We start from the raw sequence: 20,138 nt of genomic DNA, 5'->3' as shown, positions 1-20,138 counted from the left end.
TCCTGCCCACCCTAACGGCAGACCTCCCGGCCGTGTTCCCGAGGGGTGGTCGGCGTCGCGCGGCGCACGATCAGGCGGCCTGATCGTGCTGCGTCCTGACTCAGCGTCGGCGGTGAGCCAGGACGCACGACGGTGAGCTAGGTCGACGACGCCGCGACCGGCCCTGCCCCCTCGGCGGGCTCTATGGTGCGGACGACGCGATACCGGCGCGGCCCGGCCACCGGGGCCGCCAGGAGCCCACCTATCCGGGTCTCGAGCTCGCGCCGCCGTCCGGGCACGAGGTCCTCGTACGCCAGACGCACGACCCGGATGCCCAGCGCGCGCAGGAGGTCCTCGCGCCGCTTCTCCCGCCAGAGCACCTCCCCGGGATGCCGGCCGTCGACGGGGTCGAGGTACTTCACCCGCCCGTCGAACTCGATGGCGACGCCGGCGTCGTCGTACCAGGCGTCGACCCGCGCGACGAAGCCCCGCGGACCGTGCACCTCGACCTGCAGCTCCGGACGGGGCAGTCCGGCCTCGATCAACGCGAGCCGGCCGCGGGACTCGAGCGGGGACTCCGCGCGGCCGTCCGCGAGCCCGAGGGCACGCGCCGCGTCGCCGATGCCGACCCAGTGCACGGCACGGAGGACGGCGGCGCGCAGGTCCTCGCGCCCGACGAGCCGGTCGTGCAGTGCGGCGTCCATCGCCACCACCGAGTCCACGAGGTCCCACTCCCGGGCGCAGTCGACGAGCGTCCGCGCCGGCGCGGTCACGCCGAAGCCGGCGAGTCGCCCGAGATCACCGTCCGGGAGCGAAGCCCGGGCGACGACGTAACCCCGACCGCGTCGCCACTGCCCCGGGTCGGTCAGCCGCACGGCTCCGTCGACGTCCTCGGGCAGCGCGAGGCGGTGCACCCGGGCGGCGGAGGTGTGACTGAGGACCGGACCGGGAGCCAGGGCGAGCAGGACGGCGACGCAGTCGAGGAGGTGCCGGAGCCGGCCGTCCGACTCGGCGGCGGCGAGGTCTCGGGCGCGGACGTAGACGCCTCGCCGCAGCCGGCGCCAGTGGCCGGCGCTCAGCTCGGAGCGGATCTCGTCGGGTCGGTAGCCGAGGCGCACGGCCTCTCGCGCGGTGAAGACGCCGAGTCGGGCGGCCGCGAGGCGGGCGAGTTCCGGGTGCACGTCGGCAGTCTTCGCGGTTGCGGCGACTGCGCCGCGGTCCCCGCGGAACCTGTGGACGACGTCGCGACACCGTCCTGGCTCACCCGGACGCGTCCAAGCTCACCGTCGGCGCCGCACCAGGACGCGGCACGATCAGGCGGCCTGATCGTGCGTCGGCCGCAGCACGGTGACCACGGCGTGACCGGGCGGCGTGAGCCCGGTCACCCCCCGCCCGACCGGAGCCCTCCCGGAAACACGCGGTCGTCGTGTTCCACCGGCACGGGGGCGTCACGAAACCGCACGTCAGGACGCCGGCCGGTGGGCGGGGAGCACCGTCGGGGCGCCCCGGATCGGGGCTCCGCGCCTCTGGTTACTGCCGAGTAACCTGAGCGCACCCCGGCTATCGTGCTGGGCTGCGTGGGCACCGCCGCCCGCGCGTGATCCGCCCCCGGTCCCCAGGGCCGGAGACGGCGGCGGGACCCTTCTCGTCGTCCGGTGCGGACGGAGTCAACCGACGCCGCGTGGCGTGGGGAGAGGGAATCATGACGGGCCCCCTGCAGATCGTGTTCGGCACGATCAGCGTGCTGTTCCTCATCGTCTCGGTCGTCCTCGCCTACCGGGCCGTCCGCGCCATGGTGCGGATCATCCGCACCGGCCAGCCGGACTCGACCCGGAACGGGCCGGTCGGCCCGCGGCTGAAGACGCTCGTGGTCGAGTCGCTCGGCCACACCCGGATGCTCAAGTGGTCGGCCATCGGCGCCGCCCACTGGTTCGTCTTCGTCGGCTTCTACGGCCTGTTCCTCACGCTGGTGGAGGCCTTCGGCGAGGTCTGGAACCCGGCCTTCCACCTGCCGCTCATCGGCGAGTGGAGCCTGTGGAACCTCTTCGCCGACGTCATCGGCACCGGCACGATCGTCGGGATCCTGTACCTGATCTACCGGCGCCAGAAGGACCACCCGCGCCGCCAGGGCCGCACCAGCCGCTTCGCCGGCTCCAACGAGGGCCGCGGCTACTTCGTCGAGGCCGTCGTCCTCACCGTCGGCGTCTGCATCCTGCTGATCCGCGCGCTGAAGATCTCCTCGGACCTCACCGACGCGCCGGCCTGGTCGCACCCGTTCTCCGGCCTGCTGGCCACCGTGCTGCCCGACAGCCCCGACCTGCTCAGCGCCGTCGCCTTCGTGAAGATCGTCGTCTCGCTGACCTGGCTGGTGGTCATCAGCCGGATCCTCAACATGGGCGTGGCCTGGCACCGGTTCAGCGCCTTCTTCAACATCTACTTCAAGCGCGAGGGCACCAGCGGCGCCCCGGCCCTCGGCCCGCTGCAGCCCATGACCTCGAACGGCAAGCCGATCGACTTCGAGGACCCGGGCGAGGACGACGTCTTCGGTCGCGGCAAGATCGAGGACTTCACCTGGAAGGGGATGCTCGACTTCACCACCTGCACCGAGTGCGGGCGGTGCCAGAGCCAGTGCCCTGCCTGGAACACGGGCAAGCCGCTGTCCCCCAAGATGGTGATCATGGACCTGCGGGACCACCTGTACGCCAAGGCCCCGTACCTGCTCGGTGAGAAGACCGCGTCGGAGACCGCGCCCGACTACGACGTCCTGAAGCCCAGCGACGAGCAGGTCTGGGCCTCCGGCTACGCCCGCATCGAGGGCACCAACGACGCGCAGGCGCACCGCCCGCTGGTCGGCACCCTCGAGGAGGGCGGGGTCATCGACCCCGACGTCCTGTGGAGCTGCACCAACTGCGGCGCCTGCGTCGAGCAGTGCCCGGTGGACATCGAGCACATCGACCACATCGACGACATGCGCCGCTACCAGGTGCTCATCGAGTCGAACTTCCCGTCCGAGGCCGGCGTGATGCTGCGCAACCTCGAGAACCGCGGCAACCCCTGGGGCGTCAGCCCGAGCACCCGCGAGGACTGGATCAAGGAGATGGACTTCGAGGTCCGCATGGCCGACGGCCCGCTGCCCTACGAGGTCGAGTACCTGTTCTGGGTCGGCTGCGCCGGCGCCATCGACGACCGCGCCAAGAAGGTCACCAAGGCGGTCGCGGAGCTGCTGCACACCGCCGGCGTCGAGTTCGCCGTCCTGGGCTCCGGGGAGACCTGCTCGGGCGACCCGGCCCGCCGCATGGGCAACGAGTTCGTCTTCCAGATGATGGCCCAGGAGAACGTCGAGACCCTCAACGGCGTCTTCGAGGGCCGCGTGCCGGGCACCCGCAAGATCGTCACGACCTGCCCGCACTGCTTCAACTCGCTCGGCCGGGAGTACCCGCAGGTCGGCGGCGAGTACGAGGTCGTCCACCACACGCAGCTGCTCAACCAGCTGGTCGAGGAGGGCCGGCTCACCCCGGTGACCCCGGTCGACCGCAAGGTCACCTACCACGACCCGTGCTTCCTCGGCCGGCACAACAAGGTCTACACGCCGCCGCGGGAGATCCTCGACAGCGTGCAGGGCCTCTCCACCCAGGAGATGCACCGCTGCAAGGACCGCGGCTTCTGCTGCGGCGCCGGCGGCGCGCGCATGTGGATGGAGGAGAAGATCGGCAAGCGGATCAACGTGGAGCGCACCGAGGAGGCCCTCGGCCTCGACCCGGACGTCATCTCCACCGCGTGCCCGTTCTGCATCACGATGCTGTCGGACGCCCTGACGGCGAAGAAGCAGAACGGCGAGGCCGCCGAGCACGTCGAGGTCCTCGACGTCAGCCAGATCCTGCTGCGCTCGATGGCGCCGGTCGGCGCCCCGGGCACCGAGCACGGCGCCGAGGTCGGCACCGCGGACGACGACGTCGCGGGCACCGGCTCCGCCGCCACCGGCCACGGCCAGGCCTGACCGCCCGGCCCCCGCACCAGCCCGACGGACGCCGTCGGCGACGGAAGGACCCCCTGCAGGGCGCCGTCAGCCGGCGGCGTCCGTCGTCTCACCGGTCAGTGCGGGGTGACCACCACCCGCTGCGGGTCACCCGTCCGCTCGTGCAGGGCCCGGAGCGCCGCGTCGGCGTCCGCGAGGGCGAAGGTGTGGGTGATCGAGCCGCCGAGGTCGAGCCGGCCGGTGGCCAGCAGCTGCAGGACGCGCTGCAGCGTCGCCAGGGTCCCGCCGTAGGAGCCCAGCAGCTGGAGCTGCCGGCGGACGAAGACGGTGGGCGGCAGGACCGTGATCGGATCGGCGCCCAGCCCCGCGACCACCGCGCGTCCGCCGATCCGCAGGCACTCCACCGCCTGGCCGATGGTGGCCTGCGCGCCGACGAACTCCGCGGCGACGTCGACCCCCGCCCCGCCGGTGGCGGCCAGCACGGCGTCGACGACGGGCTCCGTGCGCGCGTCGACGACGACGTCGGCACCGCCCCGGCGCGCCCGCTCGAGCTGTGTCCGGCGGGTGTCGACGGCGATCACGGGCGATGCGCCGGCGAGCCGGGCGATCTGCACGGCGTGGAGCCCGAGGCCGCCGACGCCGATCACCGCGACCGACTCCCCCGGCGCCACGCGGGCCACCTCGGTCAGCGCGTGGAAGGGGGTCATGACGGCATCGGTGCAGATCGCGGCCTGCTCGAGGGGCACCCCGTCGGGGACGGCCGCGAGGTTCGTCGCCGGCACGGCGACGAACTCGGCCAGCCCGCCGTCGGCGTGGATCCCGACGATCCGGCGGCCGACGCAGATCTCGCTGTGCCCGGCCAGGCAGGAGGCGCACGTCCCGTCGAACAGGACCGGGAAGACGGCCACCCGCCGGCCCTCGTCCCAGCCGGTCACCGCCTTCCCGGCCGCGGCGACGGTGCCGGCGATCTCGTGGCCGAGCGTGATCGGGTGGAACGCCGTCGGCGTGATCCCCTCCACCGCGACGTGCACGTCGGACCCGCACAGACCGGTCGCGGCGACCCGGACCAGCACCTCGTCGGGAGCCGGCCGGGGCACGGGGACGTCCTGCACCGCCAGCGGCTCCCCGGGGCCCACGAACCGGGCCGCCCGCATCCTCCCGGAACCGTCCACGGCGCCTCCCCGGGCTCGGCTGGTCCCCGTCGCGCGCGGCGACGCTAGCGGCGGGGAGCCGCCGGACCGCCGCCCGCGGACGGCGGGACCGCCGGTGGACAGCGCGTCCCGACCTCCCGTGGCGGATCACTGCCGCAGGGGGACCCGCGCGGCGGGGTCGTGAGGTAGGAACCCCCGGTGCTGCTGCAGTTGCGGGTGACCGTCCCGCCCGACCGGACCGACGCCGTCCGCGACCTGTTCGCCCGCTGCCCCGGGACCGCGCACCTGGCCGTGCTGCCCGGCGCCTCGGTCGAGCCGCCCGGCGACCTGGTCCTCGCCGACGTCGCCCGCGAGTCCGCCGACGCCCTCGTCGGGGCCCTGCGCGAGCTGCACGTCGACCGCGACGGCGGCATCGCGATCGAGGCCGTGGACACCGCGGTCTCCGCCGTCGCCGAGCGGGCGGAGGAGGCCGCGCCGGGCGACGGCTCGGACGCCGTCGTCTGGGAGCAGGTGGTGCGGACGACGGCGGCGGACTCGTCGCTGTCGGTGGCGTACCTGTCGTTCCTGACGATTGCGACGCTGCTGGCGGGCATCGGGATCGTCAACGACTCGGCGATCCTGGTGATCGGCGCGATGGTGCTCGGCCCGGAGTTCGGCCCGCTGGCGGGGCTGGCCGTCGCGCTGGTGGCCCGCCGGCCCGGGGTCGCCCGGGCGGCGGTCCGCGCGCTGGTCGTCGGCTTCGCCCTGGCGATCGCGGTCACCGCGCTGGCCGCGCTCGCCGCCCGCGGGCTGGGCTGGGTCGGCCCCGAGGTGCTCGCCGCGGACCGCCCGCAGACCGGGTTCATCACCGCGCCGGACCACTGGTCGGTGGTGGTGGCGGTGCTGGCCGGGATCGCCGGCGTGCTGTCCCTGACGTCGGCGAAGAGCGGGGCGCTGGTCGGCGTCTTCATCTCCGTGACGACGGTCCCCGCCGCCGCGGACATGGCCGTGTCGCTGGCCCTGGGCGGCGGCGCCGAGTTCTGGCGCGCGGCCCTGCAGCTGGGGATCAACCTCGCCGGCATCCTGCTGGCCGCCGTGACCACCCTGCTCCTGCAGCGGGTGCTGTGGCGGCGGGTCCCCCAGGTGCTGCCGCGCTTCGAGGCGACGCCGCGCACGGGCCTGCGCACCTGAACGGTTGGCCTGTGCACCCGCCTCGGGGTCGGGCCGGCGCGCGGGGGACCATCGACGGGTGACCCGCACGGCCGACGACGCTCCCCCGATCCCGACGGCCGGCGAGCGACGGCGCGGTCTCGCGCTCGTCGCGGTCGCCATCGTGCTGACCGCCGCGAACCTGCGGACGGCGGTGACCACCGTCGGCCCGGTGCTCGAGGAGCTCGAGCGCGGGCTCGGCGTCTCCAGCGCCGCGGCCGGTGTGGTGACGACGCTGCCGGTGCTGTGCTTCGCCGCCATCGGCTTCGCCGGGCCGCCGCTGGCCGCGCGGTTCCGGGACGCCCACGTGCTGGCCGGCGCGCTTCTCACCATGGCCGCCGGGCTGGTGCTGCGGGCGGTCGTCGACTCGTTCCCCCTGTTCGTCGCCGGCACCGTGCTGGCGATGGTCGGCGGGGCGCTCGGCAACGTGCTGCTGCCCGGCCTGGTCAAGCGCTGGTTCCCCGAGCGCACCGGCCTGCTGGTGGGCGCCTACAGCGCGTCCATGGCCATCGGCGGCGCCGTCGCCGCGATCTCCACCGCGCCGATCGCCGCCGCCGTCGGGCCGGGCGGCTGGCGGTGGGCGATCGGCGTGTGGGCGCTGCTGGCGCTGGTCGCCGCGGTGCCGTGGTTCCTCGCCCCGCGCTCGCCCGGGGCGGGCCGGGGCAGCCACCGCGCGGTGCGGATGGCGCCGCTGGCCCGCAGCCCGCTGGCGCTCACCCTGGCCGCCTTCTTCGGCCTGCAGGCGACGCAGGCCTACGTCGTCATGGGCTGGTCGGCGCAGTACCTGCGCGACTCCGGCCTGAGCGCGGCCACCGCCGGGCTGCTGCTGGGGATCAACTCGGTCGTCGTCATCCCGGTCAACGCGGTCACCCCGTCGCTCACCGTCCGCCAGCGGTGGCAGCGGCCGCTGCTGCTGGGCTTCATGGCCTGCTACGTCGTCGGCTGGGGCGGGCTGTGGCTGGCCCCGCGCACGCTGCCGTGGCTGTGGATGAGCGTGCTCGCCGTCGGCATGGGCACCTTCAGCATGGTGCTGGCGCTGATCGGGCTGCGCGCCCGGACGCCGGAGACGACGGCCGCGCTGTCCACGGTCACCCAGGGCTGGGGCTACGTGCTGGCCGGCGCCGGGCCGCTGCTGGTCGGCGTGCTGCGCGGCGTCACCGGCGGCTACACCGGCATGTTCGCGCTCGTCGCCGTCGCCACCGTCGGGCTCACGGTCACCGGGTGGCTGGTCACCCGGGACCGGTTCGTCGACGACGAGGTGCCCGGCTGGTCGCCGGCGGCGGTCAGCCCTGCGGCCGCCGGGTGTCCGCGCGGGTGAAGTTGCGGAACGAGCGCGACGGCGTCGGCCCACGCTGGTCCTGGTAGCGGGAGCCGTACACCGCCGAGCCGTACGGGTGCTCGGCCGGGCCGGTGAGCCGGAACAGGCACAGCTGGCCGATCTTCATGCCCGGCCACAGCGTGATCGGCAGGTTGGCCACGTTCGACAGCTCCAGCGTGATGTGGCCGGAGAAGCCGGGGTCGACGAAGCCCGCCGTCGAGTGGGTGAGCAGGCCCAGGCGCCCGAGCGAGCTCTTGCCCTCCAGCCGGGCGGCGAGGTCGTCGGGGACGGTGACGACCTCGAGGGTGGAGCCGAGGACGAACTCGCCGGGGTGCAGGACGAACGGCTCGTCGCCGTCGGGCTCGACCAGGGTGGTCAGGTCGTCCTGCTGCTGGGCGGGGTCGATGTGGGTGTAGCGGGCGTTGTTGAACACCCGGAAGTAGCGGTCGAGCCGGACGTCGATGCTCGAGGGCTGCACCAGCTCCGCGTCGTGCGGCTCGATGCCGAGACGCCCCTCGGCGATCGCGGCGCGGATGTCGCGGTCGGACAGCAGCATGGCGCGGAGTCTAGGGAGGCCGCCGGGCGCGCCCTCCGCTTCCCGCGGGACCGAGGTCCCGGAGTCCTCTGCTCGGGTGGTTTCCGGACGGTTCCTGCCGATACCTGCCGGGACGACCCGCCGGACGCAGGAGGACACCGCGTGCTGGACACCCACCCCCGTACCGCCTCGCGCGCCGGCCGCCTCGCCGTGCGGCCGACGGGTGAGGAGCGGACCTTCGCGGCCGAGGAGCTCATCGTCTCCAAGACCGACCCGCGCGGGGTGATCACGTACGCCAACGACGTGTTCCTGCGGGTGGGCGCCTACTCCCTCGACGAGGTCATCGGGCAGCCGCACAACCTCATCCGGCACCCCGAGATGCCGCGCGCGGTGTTCAAGCTGCTGTGGGACACCCTCGCCGCCCGCCAGGAGCTGTTCGCCTACATCAACAACCTGGCCGCCGACGGCGCGCACTACTGGGTGCTGGCGCACGTGACGCCGTCCTACGGCGCCGACGGGTCGGTCGTGGGCTACCACTCCAACCGCCGCCGGCCCTCCCGCCGGGCGGTGGACCGCGTCCGCCCCATCTACGAGCGCCTCCTGGCCGAGGAGCGGCGGCACCCGAACGCCCGCGCGGCCGTCGCGGCGTCGTCCGAGCTGTTCGACCGGCTGATCGCCGAGCACGCGGCGTCCTACGAGGACTTCGTGTGGTCGGTCGTCGCCCAGGAGGAGGACTGAGATGGCCCGCTCCCGCACCCGCACCGACGCCGCGGAGCTCGAGGTCTACCGCGCGTTCGTGCGGCGGCTGACCGAGACCTGCGAGGCGGCCGCGCGCGGCGACCTCGAGGCCCGCGCCGTGCCGGTCGAGGGCTCGGACGCCGTGCCGGAGCTGGTCGCGCTGCGGCACGGCGTCAACCGGGCACTCGACGTCAGCGACGCCTTCGTGCGCGAGTCCCGGGCGGCGCTGGCCGCCGCCGCCGAGGGCCGCTTCCACCGCAGCGTGCTGCGCACCGGGCTGCACGGCGCCTACCGGCACGCGGCCACCGACATCAACACCGCCCGCGACGCCATGCGCGAGACCGCCGGGCGGGTCACCGAGGCGCAGACCTCGCGGCTGCGGCTGGCCGACGCGTTCGAGTCGGTGGTGCTGGCGATGAGCGAGCAGGTCGCGACGGCGGCCACGGAGATGAGCGCGTCCGCCGCCGGGCTGACCAGCGCGGCGTCGGCGGCGTCGGCCGAGGTGGGCAACGCGACCGGCACGCTCGCCTCCCTGACCCGCACCTCGGCCGAGATCCGGGAGGTCATCGCCCTCATCGAGTCGGTGGCCGCGCAGACCCGCCTGCTGGCGCTCAACGCCACCATCGAGGCCGCCCGCGCCGGGGAGGCGGGCAAGGGCTTCGCCGTCGTCGCCTCCGAGGTCAAGGACCTCGCCGACCAGACCGCGCAGGCCACCGAGCGGGTGACCGCGCAGGTCGAGGCGATCCGCGCGGCCTGCGACGACGTCACCGCCGTCATCGGCTCGGTCGGCACCACGGTCACCGACATGAACGGCCTGGTCGACGGGATCGCCGCGGCGGTCGACGGCACGGCGTCGCTGGGCACCGCGGGCACCGACGTCACCGGCCTGTCGCAGATGGCGGAGCGGCTGCGCTCGGAGGCCACCGGGTTCCTGGCCGAGATGCGGCGCTGACCCCCGGCTCCACCGGTGGGGTCCCAGGTCACGGATGTACCGTGCGAGCAGCGGGGAGCAGCTCGGCTCCCGAGGTCCTGACGCGGTGGCGGCGGTCCCGCCCGCGTCCGCACGGCTGTGCCGGGAGGTGTGCGTGGCTGCCGAACCCGTCGTGGGCGGCCGGGTCCGCGACGTCGCGCCGGGTCCCGGCACCGAGGACGTCTTCGCCGGCGGCAGCGAGAACGGGCGGCTGATGGCCGCCTTCGACTGGTCGACGACGCCGCTCGGGCCGGTGGAGACGTGGCCGGCGAGCCTGCGCTACGCCGTCCGCACCGTGCTGGCCTCGCGGTTCCCCATGATCCTGACCTGGGGTCCGGAGTACACGCAGTTCTACAACGACGCCTACGCCACGCTCATCGGCGCGAAGCACCCCGGCGCCATCGGCGACGACCTGCGGATCACCCTCGCCGAGGGCTGGGCCGCGCTGCAGGAGCCGGTCGAGCGGGCCATGGCCACCCGCGAGGCCTCGTGGATCCCCCAGCTCCTGCTGCTGCTCGAGCGCGCCGGCTACCGCGAGGAGACCTACTTCACCGTCTCGCACGCCCCCGCCTTCGGGGACGACGGCGAGGTGGCCGGGATGCACGCGGTGTGCACCGAGGTGACCCGCCAGGTGGTGGCCGAGCGGCGGCAGCGGCTGCTGCACGAGGTGGCCACCGCGGCAGGCCGGCGCGAGGACGAGCGCGACCTCGCCGTCCGGGTGTGCGGGGCGCTGGAGGCCGACCCGCTCGACGTGCCGCTCGCCGCGGTCTACCTGGCCGACGACGAGGGCCGGCTGCACCGGGTGGCCACCGCGGGCGTCGACGCCGCGACGCTCCCGGCCACGGTGGGCGCGGCGGACGAGCTCGGTGCCGTCGACGTCGCCGCCCTGCAGGTGCCCGGCGGGCCGTTCGGCGACGAGGTGGAGCGGGCGGTCGCCCTGCCGCTGTCGGGCGGGGCGGGCCGCGAGACGGTGGGTGCGCTGCTGGTCGGCGTCAGCCCCAACCGGGCGCTGGACGAGGAGCACCGCACCTTCCACCAGCTGCTGGCCGCCCAGGTCGCCGGCGCGGTCACCGACGCGCGGGCCTACGCCGCCGAGCGCGCCCGCGCGGAGGCCCTGGCCGAGCTGGACCGGGCCAAGACGACGTTCTTCTCCGACGTCAGCCACGAGCTGCGCACCCCGCTGACCCTGCTGCTGGCCCCGCTCGCCGACGCGCTCGCCGCGTCCGGCGGGGATCTGCCGGAGCCGGTGCACGAGCAGCTCGCCCTCGCCCTGCGCAACGGTCAGCGGCTCAAGCGCCTGGTCGACGACCTGCTGGAGTTCGTCAGCATCGAGGCCGGGCGCACCGCGGCGGTGCGGGTGGCCACCGACCTCGCCGCCTGCACCACCGAGCTGGCCGGCGTGCTGCGCGCCGCGGCCGAACGGGCCGGCCTGACCCTCGACGTCGACTGCCCGCCGCTGCCCCGCCCCGCCGCGGTGGACCCGGGCATGTGGGAGAAGGTCGTCCTCAACCTGGTCGCCAACGCGGTCAAGTACACCTTCGTCGGCGGCATCACCGTCTCGCTGCGCGCGGAGGACGACGCGGTGGTCCTGCGGGTGGCCGACACCGGCGTGGGGATCCCCGCCGCCGAGCTGCCGGCGCTGTTCGAGCGGTTCCACCGGGTGACCGGCTCCCCCGCCCGCAGCCGCGAGGGCACCGGCCTGGGCCTGGCGATGGTCCGCGAGCTGGTCGCGCTGCACGGCGGCACCGTGTCGGCGGAGAGCGAGCCCGGCACCGGGAGCACCTTCACCGTGCGGCTGCCCTTCGGCGAGCCCGACACCGACACCCCGCCGCCCGCGTCGGCGCCCGCGGTCCGCGCGGCCGCGCTCACCCCGTGGGACGACGACCCGCGCCCGCCCGCCCCGTCGTCCGACCCGCTGGGCACCGTGCTCGTGGTCGACGACAACGCCGACATGCGCGCCTACCTCAGCCGGCTGCTGTCGCCGTCGTGGACGGTGCGGACGGCGGCCGACGGCGAGGCGGCCCTGGACGACGTCGCCCGGGTGCTCCCCGACGTCGTCCTGACCGACGTGATGATGCCGCGCCTGGACGGGTTCGGGCTGCTGCGCGCGCTGCGGGCCGACCCCGGGACGCGCGCCGTCCCGGTGGTCATGCTCACCGCGCGGGCCGGCCAGGAGGCCGCCGTCGAGGGCTTCGACGCCGGCGTCGACGACTACCTGCCCAAGCCCTTCGAGTCCGCGGAGCTGCTCGGCCGGCTGCGCGCGGTCCTCGAGCGCGCGCGGGGACGGCGGGAGCCGGCGCCCCCCGCCGCGCCGTCGCCGCCCGCCCCGGCCGTCCCCGCTCCCGCGCCGCCGCACCCCCGCGCCGCCGACGCCGTCCCGGCCGTCCCCGCGGCGCCGGCCCCGGCGCACCTCCCGGGCGCGACGACGGCCTGGCGGTTCCCCTCGAGCGCGGCGGCGATCCCGCCGCTGCGCCGCCGGCTGCGGGCCCTGCTCACCGACGCCGGCCTGGACGAGGACCGCGTCTACGACCTCGTGCTGGCCGCCTGCGAGGCCGCCACCAACGCGGTGGAGCACGCGCAGGACCCGCGCGAGCCGTACGTGGACGTCCGGGTCGCCGTCGACGACGGCGCGGTGGAGATCGCGGTGCGCGACCACGGGCAGTGGAAGGAGCGGACGTCGAGCATGGACCGCGGCCGCGGGTCGATGCTCATGAGCGCGTTCGCCGACATCACCGCGGTACCGGGCCCGGAGGGGACCACGGTGACCATCCACAGCCCCCGGCCCGCCGGCTGACCCCGGCCTGCCGACCCGTCCCGCCGCCCTTGCTACGCTGGCGTCCGGCCGTCAGGCCGTCGCGGGTGTAGTTCAATGGCAGAACATCAGCTTCCCAAGCTGACAGTGCGGGTTCGATTCCCGTCACCCGCTCCGTGGATCCACAGGTCAGCGGCCGGTGGGTCTCCTGGAGAAGCTCCGGAGGACCACTCGGCGGCCCTCCCTGCACCCCCTCGCTCTCCGCTCGCCGCGTCATGAGCACGTCACGCCCAGGCCGCCACACGTCCAGGTGAGCAACCGGGCCCCTGGCGGTTGCGCCACCCGGTCGGGACGTTGACCACTGGTTCGGCGTGACCTTGGCTCGTAGCGCGGTCGTGCCGCGCCTCGTCACGCTCCTGCCCGACGTGCCGGAGGTGTGCCACATGACGACGACGGAGTCCCCCGCAACGGCCCGACCGGCCGCTCCCGCACCCACGCGGGCCGACGACCTCCGACAGATGGCCGTCGCTGCCGCCGTCTACTCCGGGCTCACGGGCCTGGCGTACTGGCGGCCGCCGGCGGGGCGGCGCGCCCTCGGCGTCTTCTTCGCCGTCACGGGCCTGGCCTGGAACGGGTCACTCACCGTGAAGGCCCCCGAACAGTTCCCGATGCTGGTCGGCCGTGCTCCCTGGCGCTGGTACCGACGGGCGGGCCTGGCGCTGACCGAGCCCGCCCCGCGGGCGTTCGGCGTGGCCATGACCGCGGGAGAGACGGCGGTGGCTGCCGCCATCCTGAGTCCCGACCCGGCCGCCCGCCTGGGCCTGCTCGCCGTGGCCGCCTTCTCTCTGGGCATCATGCCGCTGGGCGCCTACACGCTCGGCAATCCGATCCTCGCCGTGGGAGCCCTGCACCTCGCCCGCCGATCCTGGCCGACGGCGGCGTTCGGCCGTCGGCCGTCGAGGTGAGCCGTCCCGCTGAGAGGCGGCGTGACGCAGCGCGGGTCCGGGTGGCACGGATCGGGGCTGCGCCCGGCGTCCCCCAGTGGGCCGCCCGGGGACAGCGGGCCGTGTCGCGCCCCTCGCGAACGCGCACCTCGATCACGGCCCGGACGACGGGGCCGACCCGCGGCCGGCCCGCACTGCGTCAGGGTCGCGGCCGATGGTGGTGCTGGCGGCCGGAGATCGAGGGGAGCCCTGATGTGCATCCGGTGCGAGATCAACGACCTGGTGACCGACGGTGCCTGGGACCGGCTGGCCGGCCTCGTGGACGACCTGCGCCACGGCCGCCGGACGTACACCCCGGGGGAGGACCTGCACGTGCTGGACCCCGCCGAGGACGAGGGCGTGGTGCTCCCGATCGTGCCGGACCGGGACCCGCCCGAGATCGGCGACCTGTGGAGAGGTCCCGGAGGTCGGACGTTCCGCTGGGACGGATCGGTGTGGGGCCCCTCCGAGTCGCCGCCCTGAGTGGGCCGCTCGAGGACGTCAGCACCCTGGAGCTGGGCTCGGCACGCTGGTGGCCTGCGGTGCTCGTGGTCTCGCCGGCCGGCTCGGACGTGGGCGGCCGACCCGGCACGCCCACGTCCGGTGGCCTCCTGCTGCTCGACGCGTCCGGTCGCGGGTGGTGCGGGTGAGAGCACCTGACGGAGCGTCTCGACGAGGGTCCTCGGTGTCCGGCCGATGAGTCGAGCGAGATCGGTGGAGTCGGTGCCGATCCCCGTCACCCGCGCTCCTCCGGCAACCCGGTGGCCTCCCCGCCCACCGCGTGGGACCGTCCGTCCGTGCCGCTCCCGCCCGCCCTCCGCACCGTGGTGCTGGTCGAGGGGGTCAGTGACCGCGAGGCCGTGCTGGCCGCCGCGCGGGGCCTGGGCCGGGACCTGGCCGCCGAGGGCGTGGACGTCGTCGCGATGGGCGGCGCGCACGCCGTCCGCCGCCACCTCGCCGCGACCGGTCCCGGCATCCCCGTGGCCGGCCTCTACGACCTCGCCGAGCGGGACGTCGTCCGCCGGGCGCTCGGGGTGCCCGACCCGGCGACGGCGGGGTTCTTCGCCTGCGTGGCCGACCTCGAGGACGAGCTGATCCGGGCGGTGGGGACGGCCGGGGTCGAGGCGGCCGTCGCCGAGCACCGCGAGGCCCACGCCCTGGCCACCTTCCGGCGGCAGCCGGCGCAGCGCGGGCGGCCGGCCGAGGCCCAGCTGCGCCGCTTCCTCGGCACCACCAGCGGGCGCAAGGCCCGCTACGCGCGCGCCCTCGTCGAGCGGCTGGAGCCCGGGGCGGTCCCGCCGCCGCTGCGCTCGCTGCTGGACCGCGTCTGAGCTCCCCGGCGCCGCCACGGGCGGCAGCGGACGACCAGCGTCCGCCGCGCGGGCAGCCGCAGCACGAGGCACACGGTCAGGCCCCCAGCAGGACCGGCGTCCGCGCGTCGCCGGGCAGGTACTCGCCCCGCTCGTCGACGCGGTAGCGGGCGCTCTCCTCCGGCGTCGCCGCCACGGCGCGCAGCGCGGCCCCGAGCGCCGCGACGTCGTCCAGGGTCGTCCCGCGGTTGGCACTGGCGCGCACGGCGCCGGGCAGCCGGACCTCGCCTGCCCGGGCCGCGTCGTGGAAGGCGCGGACCTGCTCCTCGCTCAGCTCCAGCAGACGGGCCATGTAGGGGTGGGCGCAGAAGCAGCCGCTGCGCACGCCGATCCCGAACTCCGCGGACAGCCGGGCGGCCACCAGACCGTGCGGGAGGTCGTCGAGGAGGAAGGCCGCCACCGGCAGCCGGTCCCCCGTGGCCGGGCCGAGGCGGCGCAGCCCCGGGACCGTCGCGAGCTCGGCGTCCAGGGCGGCGGTGAGGGCGCGCTCGTGGGCGAGCAGGCCGGGCCAGTCCTCGGCCAGCTCCTCGGCCGCGGCGGCCAGGGCGACCGCGCCGACGACGTTCGGCGAGCCGGCCTCGTCCCGGTCGGGGGTGCCGGCCCAGACGACGTCGTCGAAGGAGACCGCGCGGACCGCGCCGCCGCCGACCAGCAGCGGCTCGCCGCGGCCGAGCAGGCTCCGCGGGGCGACGAGCGCGCCGGCGCCGAAGGGCGCGTACGCCTTGTGCCCCGACAGGGCGAGGGCGTCGACGCCGAGGGCGGTCACGTCGATCGGCCGGTGCGGCGCCAGCTGGGCGGCGTCCACCACGACGAACACGCCGCGCTCCCGGGCGGCGGCGGTGATCGCGGCCAGGTCGGGCAGCCAGCCGGTGACGTTGGAGGCACCTGTGAGGGCCAGGACGCGCGGGGTCGGGCGCTGGTCCAGCGCGGTGACGACGTCCTCGGCCGTGAAGGTGCCCCCGGCGCCGACCTCGACCACCCGCAGCCGCGCGGCGCGCCGCCACGGCAGGAGGTTGGCGTGGTGCTCGACCGCGGTGGTGAGCACCACGTCGTCCGGCTGTAGCCCGAGCCGGAACGCCAGCGTGTTCAGCGCCTCGGTGGTGTTGCGGACGAAGACGGCCTCGTGCGTGGCGGGGTCCGCCCCGACGAAGGAGAGCACGGTCTCGCGGGCGGCCTCGTAGCGGGCGCTGGTGTACCGGGACTTCGCGCCGGCGCCGCGGTGCACGCTCGAGTAGCGGGGCAGGAACTCGTGCACCGCCCGGGCCACCCGGACCGACGACGAGCTGGTGGCCGCGGCGTCGAGGTCGACGTAGCGGGTGAGCCCCCCGCCGGCCGTCGGGACGCGGACGTCCTCGCCGACGAGCCGGCCCGGGGAGGTGTCGGGAACCAGTCGCATGGGATCCCCATCGGCACGGCCCGGCCGAACTCCAGCCCGGCGCCGCGCCTCCTGCCTGCGCACCCCCCTGAGGGTGATCTCCGGGCACCGGCCTCAAGCGCCCGGGCACGGTGACGACGTCCTGGGCATGAGTGCCTTCCAGCTCCGGGTCGACGGCGACCGGCGACGGCCACGGGGCTTCCGTCTCACCTCACGGGTGTTCTGGGACCTCGCGGTGTGGATGGTCGGCCTCGGCATCGCGGTCGGGCTGGTGTTCCCGCCCTTCGCCACGGGCCTGGGGGTCCCGGCCCAGTACGCCGACCGCCCGGTGTTCCGGGCAGCCTGCCTCGGTGCCGGCTTCCTGGTCGGCGGGCTGAGCTACGCGCTGTGCCGGTGCCTGGTCGGCGGGCGGCTGGCCGTCCTCAGCACCCACCTGCACTCGGTGGCGCAGACCATCTCGCACGCCAGCCGGACCGGGGACTGGTCGCACTCGACGTCGCAGCGGATCACCGTGGACTCCGACGACCAGCTCGGCGAGACCGCCCGCGCCTTCAACAGCCTGCTCGACGCCCTCGAGGCGGGGGAGCACTTCCGGTCGCTGGTCCGCAACGCCTCGGACGTCATCACCGTCGTCGATCCCGCGGGCACCGTCACGTACCAGACGCCGTCGGTGGGCTGGGTCCTCGGCTACCCGCCGGGGACGCTGATCGGCACCGGCGTCCACGACCTGGTCCACCCCGAGGACGTGCAGGTCTTCCGCGAGCACCTCGCCCGCGTGGTCGCCGGGGAACCGCCGGCGACCTGGCCGGCCGCCCGCATGCGGCACCGCAACGGCTCCTGGCGCTGGACCGACACCGCCGCCCGCAACCTGCTCGACGACCCCGCCGTCAGCGGCATCGTGCTCACCACGCGCGACACCAGCGACCGCAAGGAGCTCGAGGACCAGCTGCGCGTGCAGGCCTTCCACGACCCCCTGACCGGCCTGCCCAACCGGGCGCTGTTCATGGAGCGCCTGCGCGCCGCGGAGGCACGCGAGCAGGCCACCGGCATCCCCGCGGCGGTGCTGTTCCTGGACCTGGACAACCTCAAGACCGTCAACGACAACCTCGGTCACGACGGCGGCGACGCCCTGCTGCGGGTGGTCGCCCAGCGGGTCGGCGGCTGCCTGCGCCCCGAGGACACGCTCGCCCGCCTGGCCGGCGACGAGTTCGCCGTGCTGATGAGCGGCGCGCGCAGCGGCGAGCTGGCGCCCCTGGTCGCCGAGCGGGTGCTGGCCGCCCTCGCCCAGCCGGTCCACGTCGCCGACCGCGCCGTCCGCGCCAGCGTGAGCATGGGCATCGCCACCTCGGCCAGCTGCGCCGCCAGCGGCCTGGGCCTGCTGCGCGCGGCGGACATCGCCATGTACGTGGCCAAGTCCAGCGGCAAGGGGCGCTACGAGACCTTCCAGCCCAGCCACCACGCCGCCCACCTCGAGCGCGAGCGCCTGCTCGCCGACCTCTACCAGGCGCTGGACCGGCAGGAGCTCGTCCTCCACTACCAGCCGATCGTCGACCTGGCCTCGGCCACCACCTGCGGCTACGAGGCCCTGGTGCGCTGGCAGCACCCCACGCACGGGCTGGTGCCGCCGGCGCGGTTCATCGCGCTGGCCGAGGACAGCGGCCTGATCGTCCCGATCGGCCGCTGGGTGCTCCGGGAGGCCACCCGCCAGGCCGCCGCGTGGCAGCGACCGGACGGCAGCGGCCCGCGGATGAGCGTCAACGTGTCGGTGCGCCAGTTCCAGCACCCCAGCCTCGTCGGTGACGTCGCCGAGGCGCTGGACCGCTCCGGCCTGGACCCGCGGCGGCTGACCCTCGAGATCACCGAGTCGCTGCTCGTGCAGGACGCCGCCGCCACCACCGGCAAGCTGGAGGAGGTCAAGGACCTCGGCGTCCGGCTGGCCCTCGACGACTTCGGCACCGGCTACTCGTCCCTGGGCTACCTGCGCCGGTTCCCCATCGACGTCCTCAAGATCGACAAGTCCTTCGTCGACGGCGTCGCCACGAGCCCGGAGGACCACGCGGTCATCGGCGCGATCGTGCAGCTGGGCCAGACGCTCGGCCTGGACCTCGTCGCCGAGGGCATCGAGACGGCCGACGAGCTGGCCGCGCTCCGCGGGCTCGGCGTCGGGTACGGGCAGGGCTACCACCTCGGCCGCCCCCTGCCCGCCGCGGCGCACGAGGAGGAGGCGGCTCCTGGGGCCGAACGCCGCCGGCCGGACTCCCCCGGCGCCGCCCTGCGGGCCGCCCCGGTGCCCCGCGCCGCCGGGGAGGACGTCCCGGCCGCGTCCCCGCGCTGACCGGCCCGGCACGGCCGCGGACCGGCGGCCGTGCCAGGGTCTGCCCGTGGACCCGTCCCGCGGAGGCCCGGGGTGAGCCCGGAGCCCTCCCCCGCGGCTCCCGACGACCTCGTCGTGCGGCTGCGCGCCGCCGGGTGCGTCTTCGCCGAGGACGAGGCGCGCCTGCTCACCGCCGCCGCGGCCACCCCGGAGCAGCTCGACGCCCTCGCCGGACGGCGGGTGGCCGGGGAGCCGCTGGAGCACGTGCTCGGCGAGGTCGAGTTCTGCGGTCTGCGGGTCTCCGTCGGCCCCGGCGTCTTCGTGCCGCGCCGGCGCACCGCGGCCCTGGTCGCGCGGGCCGTGGAGGTGGCGCGGGCGGCCCGGGACCGGCACGGGCGGGCGCCGGTCGCGGTGGACCTGTGCTGCGGCTGCGGCGCGGTCGGCCTCGCGCTGGCCACCGCCGTCGAGCTGGCCGAGCTGCACGCCGCCGACGTCGACCCCGCCGCGCTGCACCACGCCCGTCGCAACCTCGCGCCGGTGGGCGGGCAGGTGCACGGCGGTGACCTGTTCGGCGCGCTGCCGGAGCCGCTGCGCGGACGGGTCGACGTCCTGGTGGTCAACGCGCCCTACGTGCCCACCGCGGCGCTGCCCCTGCTGCCGCCCGAGGCCCGCCTGCACGAGCCGCGGACGGCGCTCGACGGGGGCGCGGACGGCCTCGCCGTGCACCGCCGCGTGGCCGCGGACGCCCCGGGCTGGCTCGCCGCGGGCGGTGTCCTGCTGGCCGAGGCCGGGGAGGACCAGGCGCCCGTGCTCGCCGCGGTGCTCACCGCCGCCGGGCTGCGGGCCGACGTCCACGGCCCCGGGGAGGACGGCACCGCGGTCGTCACGGGGGTCCGCGGGCACTGACCGGGCCCTTGGTCCCTGTCCGGATGCGCCGCGTATCGCGAGGATCACTACATGGCAGATTCGACCGCTCCAGTTCCGCCCGGGGACCGGTCCGTTCCGCCCGTCGAGCCCGTCCGCCTCGTCCCCCAGCTGTCCCGCCGTCCCGCCCCCTCGCTCGTCGTCCACGTCGACGGCTCGGCCTCCGGCTACGGCGCCCTGGTGTGGGCGCTGCGCGAGGCGGCCCGGCGCGAGGGGACCGTGCTCGCCGTCGACGTCGTCGACGGCGGCGAGAGGGCGCTGAACGGGCAGCGCGCGGCCGCGGAGCACGAACGCGCCGTGACCCTCGAGCGGATCGAGGCCCAGGTCGTCCGCGCCATCGGCGAGACCGGCGTGACCGGCCGCGTCCGCATCGCCACCCTGGAGCGGCCGCTGCTCGAGGCCCTGGTCGGGGCCGGCCGCGGTGGTGACCTGGTGCTGGTGAACGGATCCGGACGGGCCCTCCTGCGGCAGGTCACGCCGCGCTCACCCGCCCGCCGCATCGCCCACGGTGCGTGAGCCCCGTGGCGTGACTCCCCCGGCGGGCGACCAGCCCGGCGCACACCAG

Annotated in this window: 16 protein-coding genes and 1 tRNA gene; 13 read left to right on the top strand and 4 right to left on the bottom strand. The window is 75.7% G+C overall.

All coding sequences use genetic code 11. The annotated features are described in order from the left end of the window. Window positions 1-137: 137 nt before the first annotated feature. Window positions 138-1,160: a type IV toxin-antitoxin system AbiEi family antitoxin domain-containing protein gene (locus ACI79B_RS07605; RefSeq protein WP_456927439.1), complete on the bottom strand. Its 1,023-nt coding sequence runs from the start codon at window positions 1,158-1,160 to the stop codon at window positions 138-140. Between the two features lie 521 nt (window positions 1,161-1,681). Between ACI79B_RS07605 and ACI79B_RS07600 the strand changes: the two genes are divergently transcribed. Beyond that, entirely contained in the window at window positions 1,682-3,976 is a 2,295-nt protein-coding gene (locus ACI79B_RS07600; protein WP_456927438.1) for a heterodisulfide reductase-related iron-sulfur binding cluster, read from the top strand. A 95-nt stretch (window positions 3,977-4,071) separates the two neighbouring features. Here the strand turns inward: ACI79B_RS07600 and ACI79B_RS07595 are convergent, their stop codons facing one another. Further along, on the bottom strand, window positions 4,072-5,127 hold the full coding sequence (locus ACI79B_RS07595; RefSeq protein ID WP_456927437.1) for an alcohol dehydrogenase catalytic domain-containing protein: 1,056 nt from the start codon (window positions 5,125-5,127) through the stop codon (window positions 4,072-4,074). Window positions 5,128-5,304: 177 nt separating this feature from the next. Here ACI79B_RS07595 and ACI79B_RS07590 point away from each other — a divergent pair, with 177 nt between their 5' ends. Further along, on the top strand, window positions 5,305-6,276 hold the full coding sequence (locus ACI79B_RS07590; RefSeq protein WP_456927436.1) for a DUF389 domain-containing protein: 972 nt from the start codon (window positions 5,305-5,307) through the stop codon (window positions 6,274-6,276). A 58-nt stretch (window positions 6,277-6,334) separates the two neighbouring features. Continuing rightward, entirely contained in the window at window positions 6,335-7,612 is a 1,278-nt protein-coding gene (locus ACI79B_RS07585; protein ID WP_456927435.1) for a CynX/NimT family MFS transporter, read from the top strand. Here ACI79B_RS07585 and dcd read toward each other — a convergent pair. Continuing rightward, window positions 7,578-8,168 carry a dCTP deaminase gene (gene dcd, locus ACI79B_RS07580; protein WP_456927434.1) on the bottom strand — a complete coding sequence of 197 codons (591 nt, stop codon included), beginning with the start codon at window positions 8,166-8,168 and terminating at the stop codon, window positions 7,578-7,580. The two genes, ACI79B_RS07585 and dcd, sit on opposite strands and share 35 nt — an antisense overlap. A 141-nt stretch (window positions 8,169-8,309) precedes the next feature. On the opposite strand from dcd, the gene ACI79B_RS07575 reads away from it, so the two are divergent. The 7 genes from ACI79B_RS07575 to ACI79B_RS07545 all read left to right on the top strand — a co-directional run bounded on the left by ACI79B_RS07575 (window position 8,310) and on the right by ACI79B_RS07545 (window position 14,921). Continuing rightward, entirely contained in the window at window positions 8,310-8,885 is a 576-nt protein-coding gene (locus tag ACI79B_RS07575) for a PAS domain-containing protein (protein WP_456927433.1), read from the top strand. Window position 8,886: 1 nt separating this feature from the next. Continuing rightward, window positions 8,887-9,837, top strand: a complete 951-nt coding sequence (locus ACI79B_RS07570) for a methyl-accepting chemotaxis protein (RefSeq protein ID WP_456927432.1) — start codon at window positions 8,887-8,889, stop codon at window positions 9,835-9,837. 133 nt (window positions 9,838-9,970) lie between these two features. Next, window positions 9,971-12,649 carry an ATP-binding protein gene (locus tag ACI79B_RS07565; RefSeq protein WP_456927431.1) on the top strand — a complete coding sequence of 893 codons (2,679 nt, stop codon included), beginning with the start codon at window positions 9,971-9,973 and terminating at the stop codon, window positions 12,647-12,649. A 61-nt stretch (window positions 12,650-12,710) separates the two neighbouring features. Next, window positions 12,711-12,781, top strand: a tRNA-Gly gene (locus ACI79B_RS07560). Between the two features lie 344 nt (window positions 12,782-13,125). Further along, window positions 13,126-13,572 (top strand): hypothetical protein, encoded by a 447-nt coding sequence (locus ACI79B_RS07555; protein ID WP_456927430.1) that lies wholly within the window; start codon window positions 13,126-13,128, stop codon window positions 13,570-13,572. A gap of 231 nt (window positions 13,573-13,803) precedes the next feature. Further along, the gene (locus ACI79B_RS07550; protein WP_456927429.1) at window positions 13,804-14,073 is read left to right on the top strand and encodes a hypothetical protein; all 270 of its coding nucleotides are present in this window, start codon (window positions 13,804-13,806) and stop codon (window positions 14,071-14,073) included. Window positions 14,074-14,387: 314 nt separating this feature from the next. Then, window positions 14,388-14,921: a TOPRIM nucleotidyl transferase/hydrolase domain-containing protein gene (locus ACI79B_RS07545; RefSeq protein ID WP_456927428.1), complete on the top strand. Its 534-nt coding sequence runs from the start codon at window positions 14,388-14,390 to the stop codon at window positions 14,919-14,921. A gap of 76 nt (window positions 14,922-14,997) precedes the next feature. Here ACI79B_RS07545 and ACI79B_RS07540 read toward each other — a convergent pair whose 3' ends face one another. Then, complete coding sequence (locus ACI79B_RS07540; protein ID WP_456927427.1) at window positions 14,998-16,356, bottom strand: aminotransferase class V-fold PLP-dependent enzyme; 1,359 nt, start codon at window positions 16,354-16,356, stop codon at window positions 14,998-15,000. Between the two features lie 127 nt (window positions 16,357-16,483). On the opposite strand from ACI79B_RS07540, the gene ACI79B_RS07535 reads away from it, so the two are divergent. The 3 genes from ACI79B_RS07535 to ACI79B_RS07525 all read left to right on the top strand — a co-directional run bounded on the left by ACI79B_RS07535 (window position 16,484) and on the right by ACI79B_RS07525 (window position 20,089). Next, window positions 16,484-18,670 (top strand): putative bifunctional diguanylate cyclase/phosphodiesterase, encoded by a 2,187-nt coding sequence (locus tag ACI79B_RS07535; RefSeq protein ID WP_456927426.1) that lies wholly within the window; start codon window positions 16,484-16,486, stop codon window positions 18,668-18,670. A 72-nt stretch (window positions 18,671-18,742) separates the two neighbouring features. Continuing rightward, window positions 18,743-19,555, top strand: a complete 813-nt coding sequence (locus ACI79B_RS07530) for a putative protein N(5)-glutamine methyltransferase (RefSeq protein ID WP_456927425.1) — start codon at window positions 18,743-18,745, stop codon at window positions 19,553-19,555. 51 nt (window positions 19,556-19,606) lie between these two features. After that, the gene (locus ACI79B_RS07525) at window positions 19,607-20,089 is read left to right on the top strand and encodes a universal stress protein (protein ID WP_456927424.1); all 483 of its coding nucleotides are present in this window, start codon (window positions 19,607-19,609) and stop codon (window positions 20,087-20,089) included. Window positions 20,090-20,138: the final 49 nt, after the last annotated feature.

Source organism: Geodermatophilus sp. SYSU D00879 (assembly GCF_054050375.1).
This window is presented reverse-complemented; position numbering and strand designations above follow the sequence as displayed.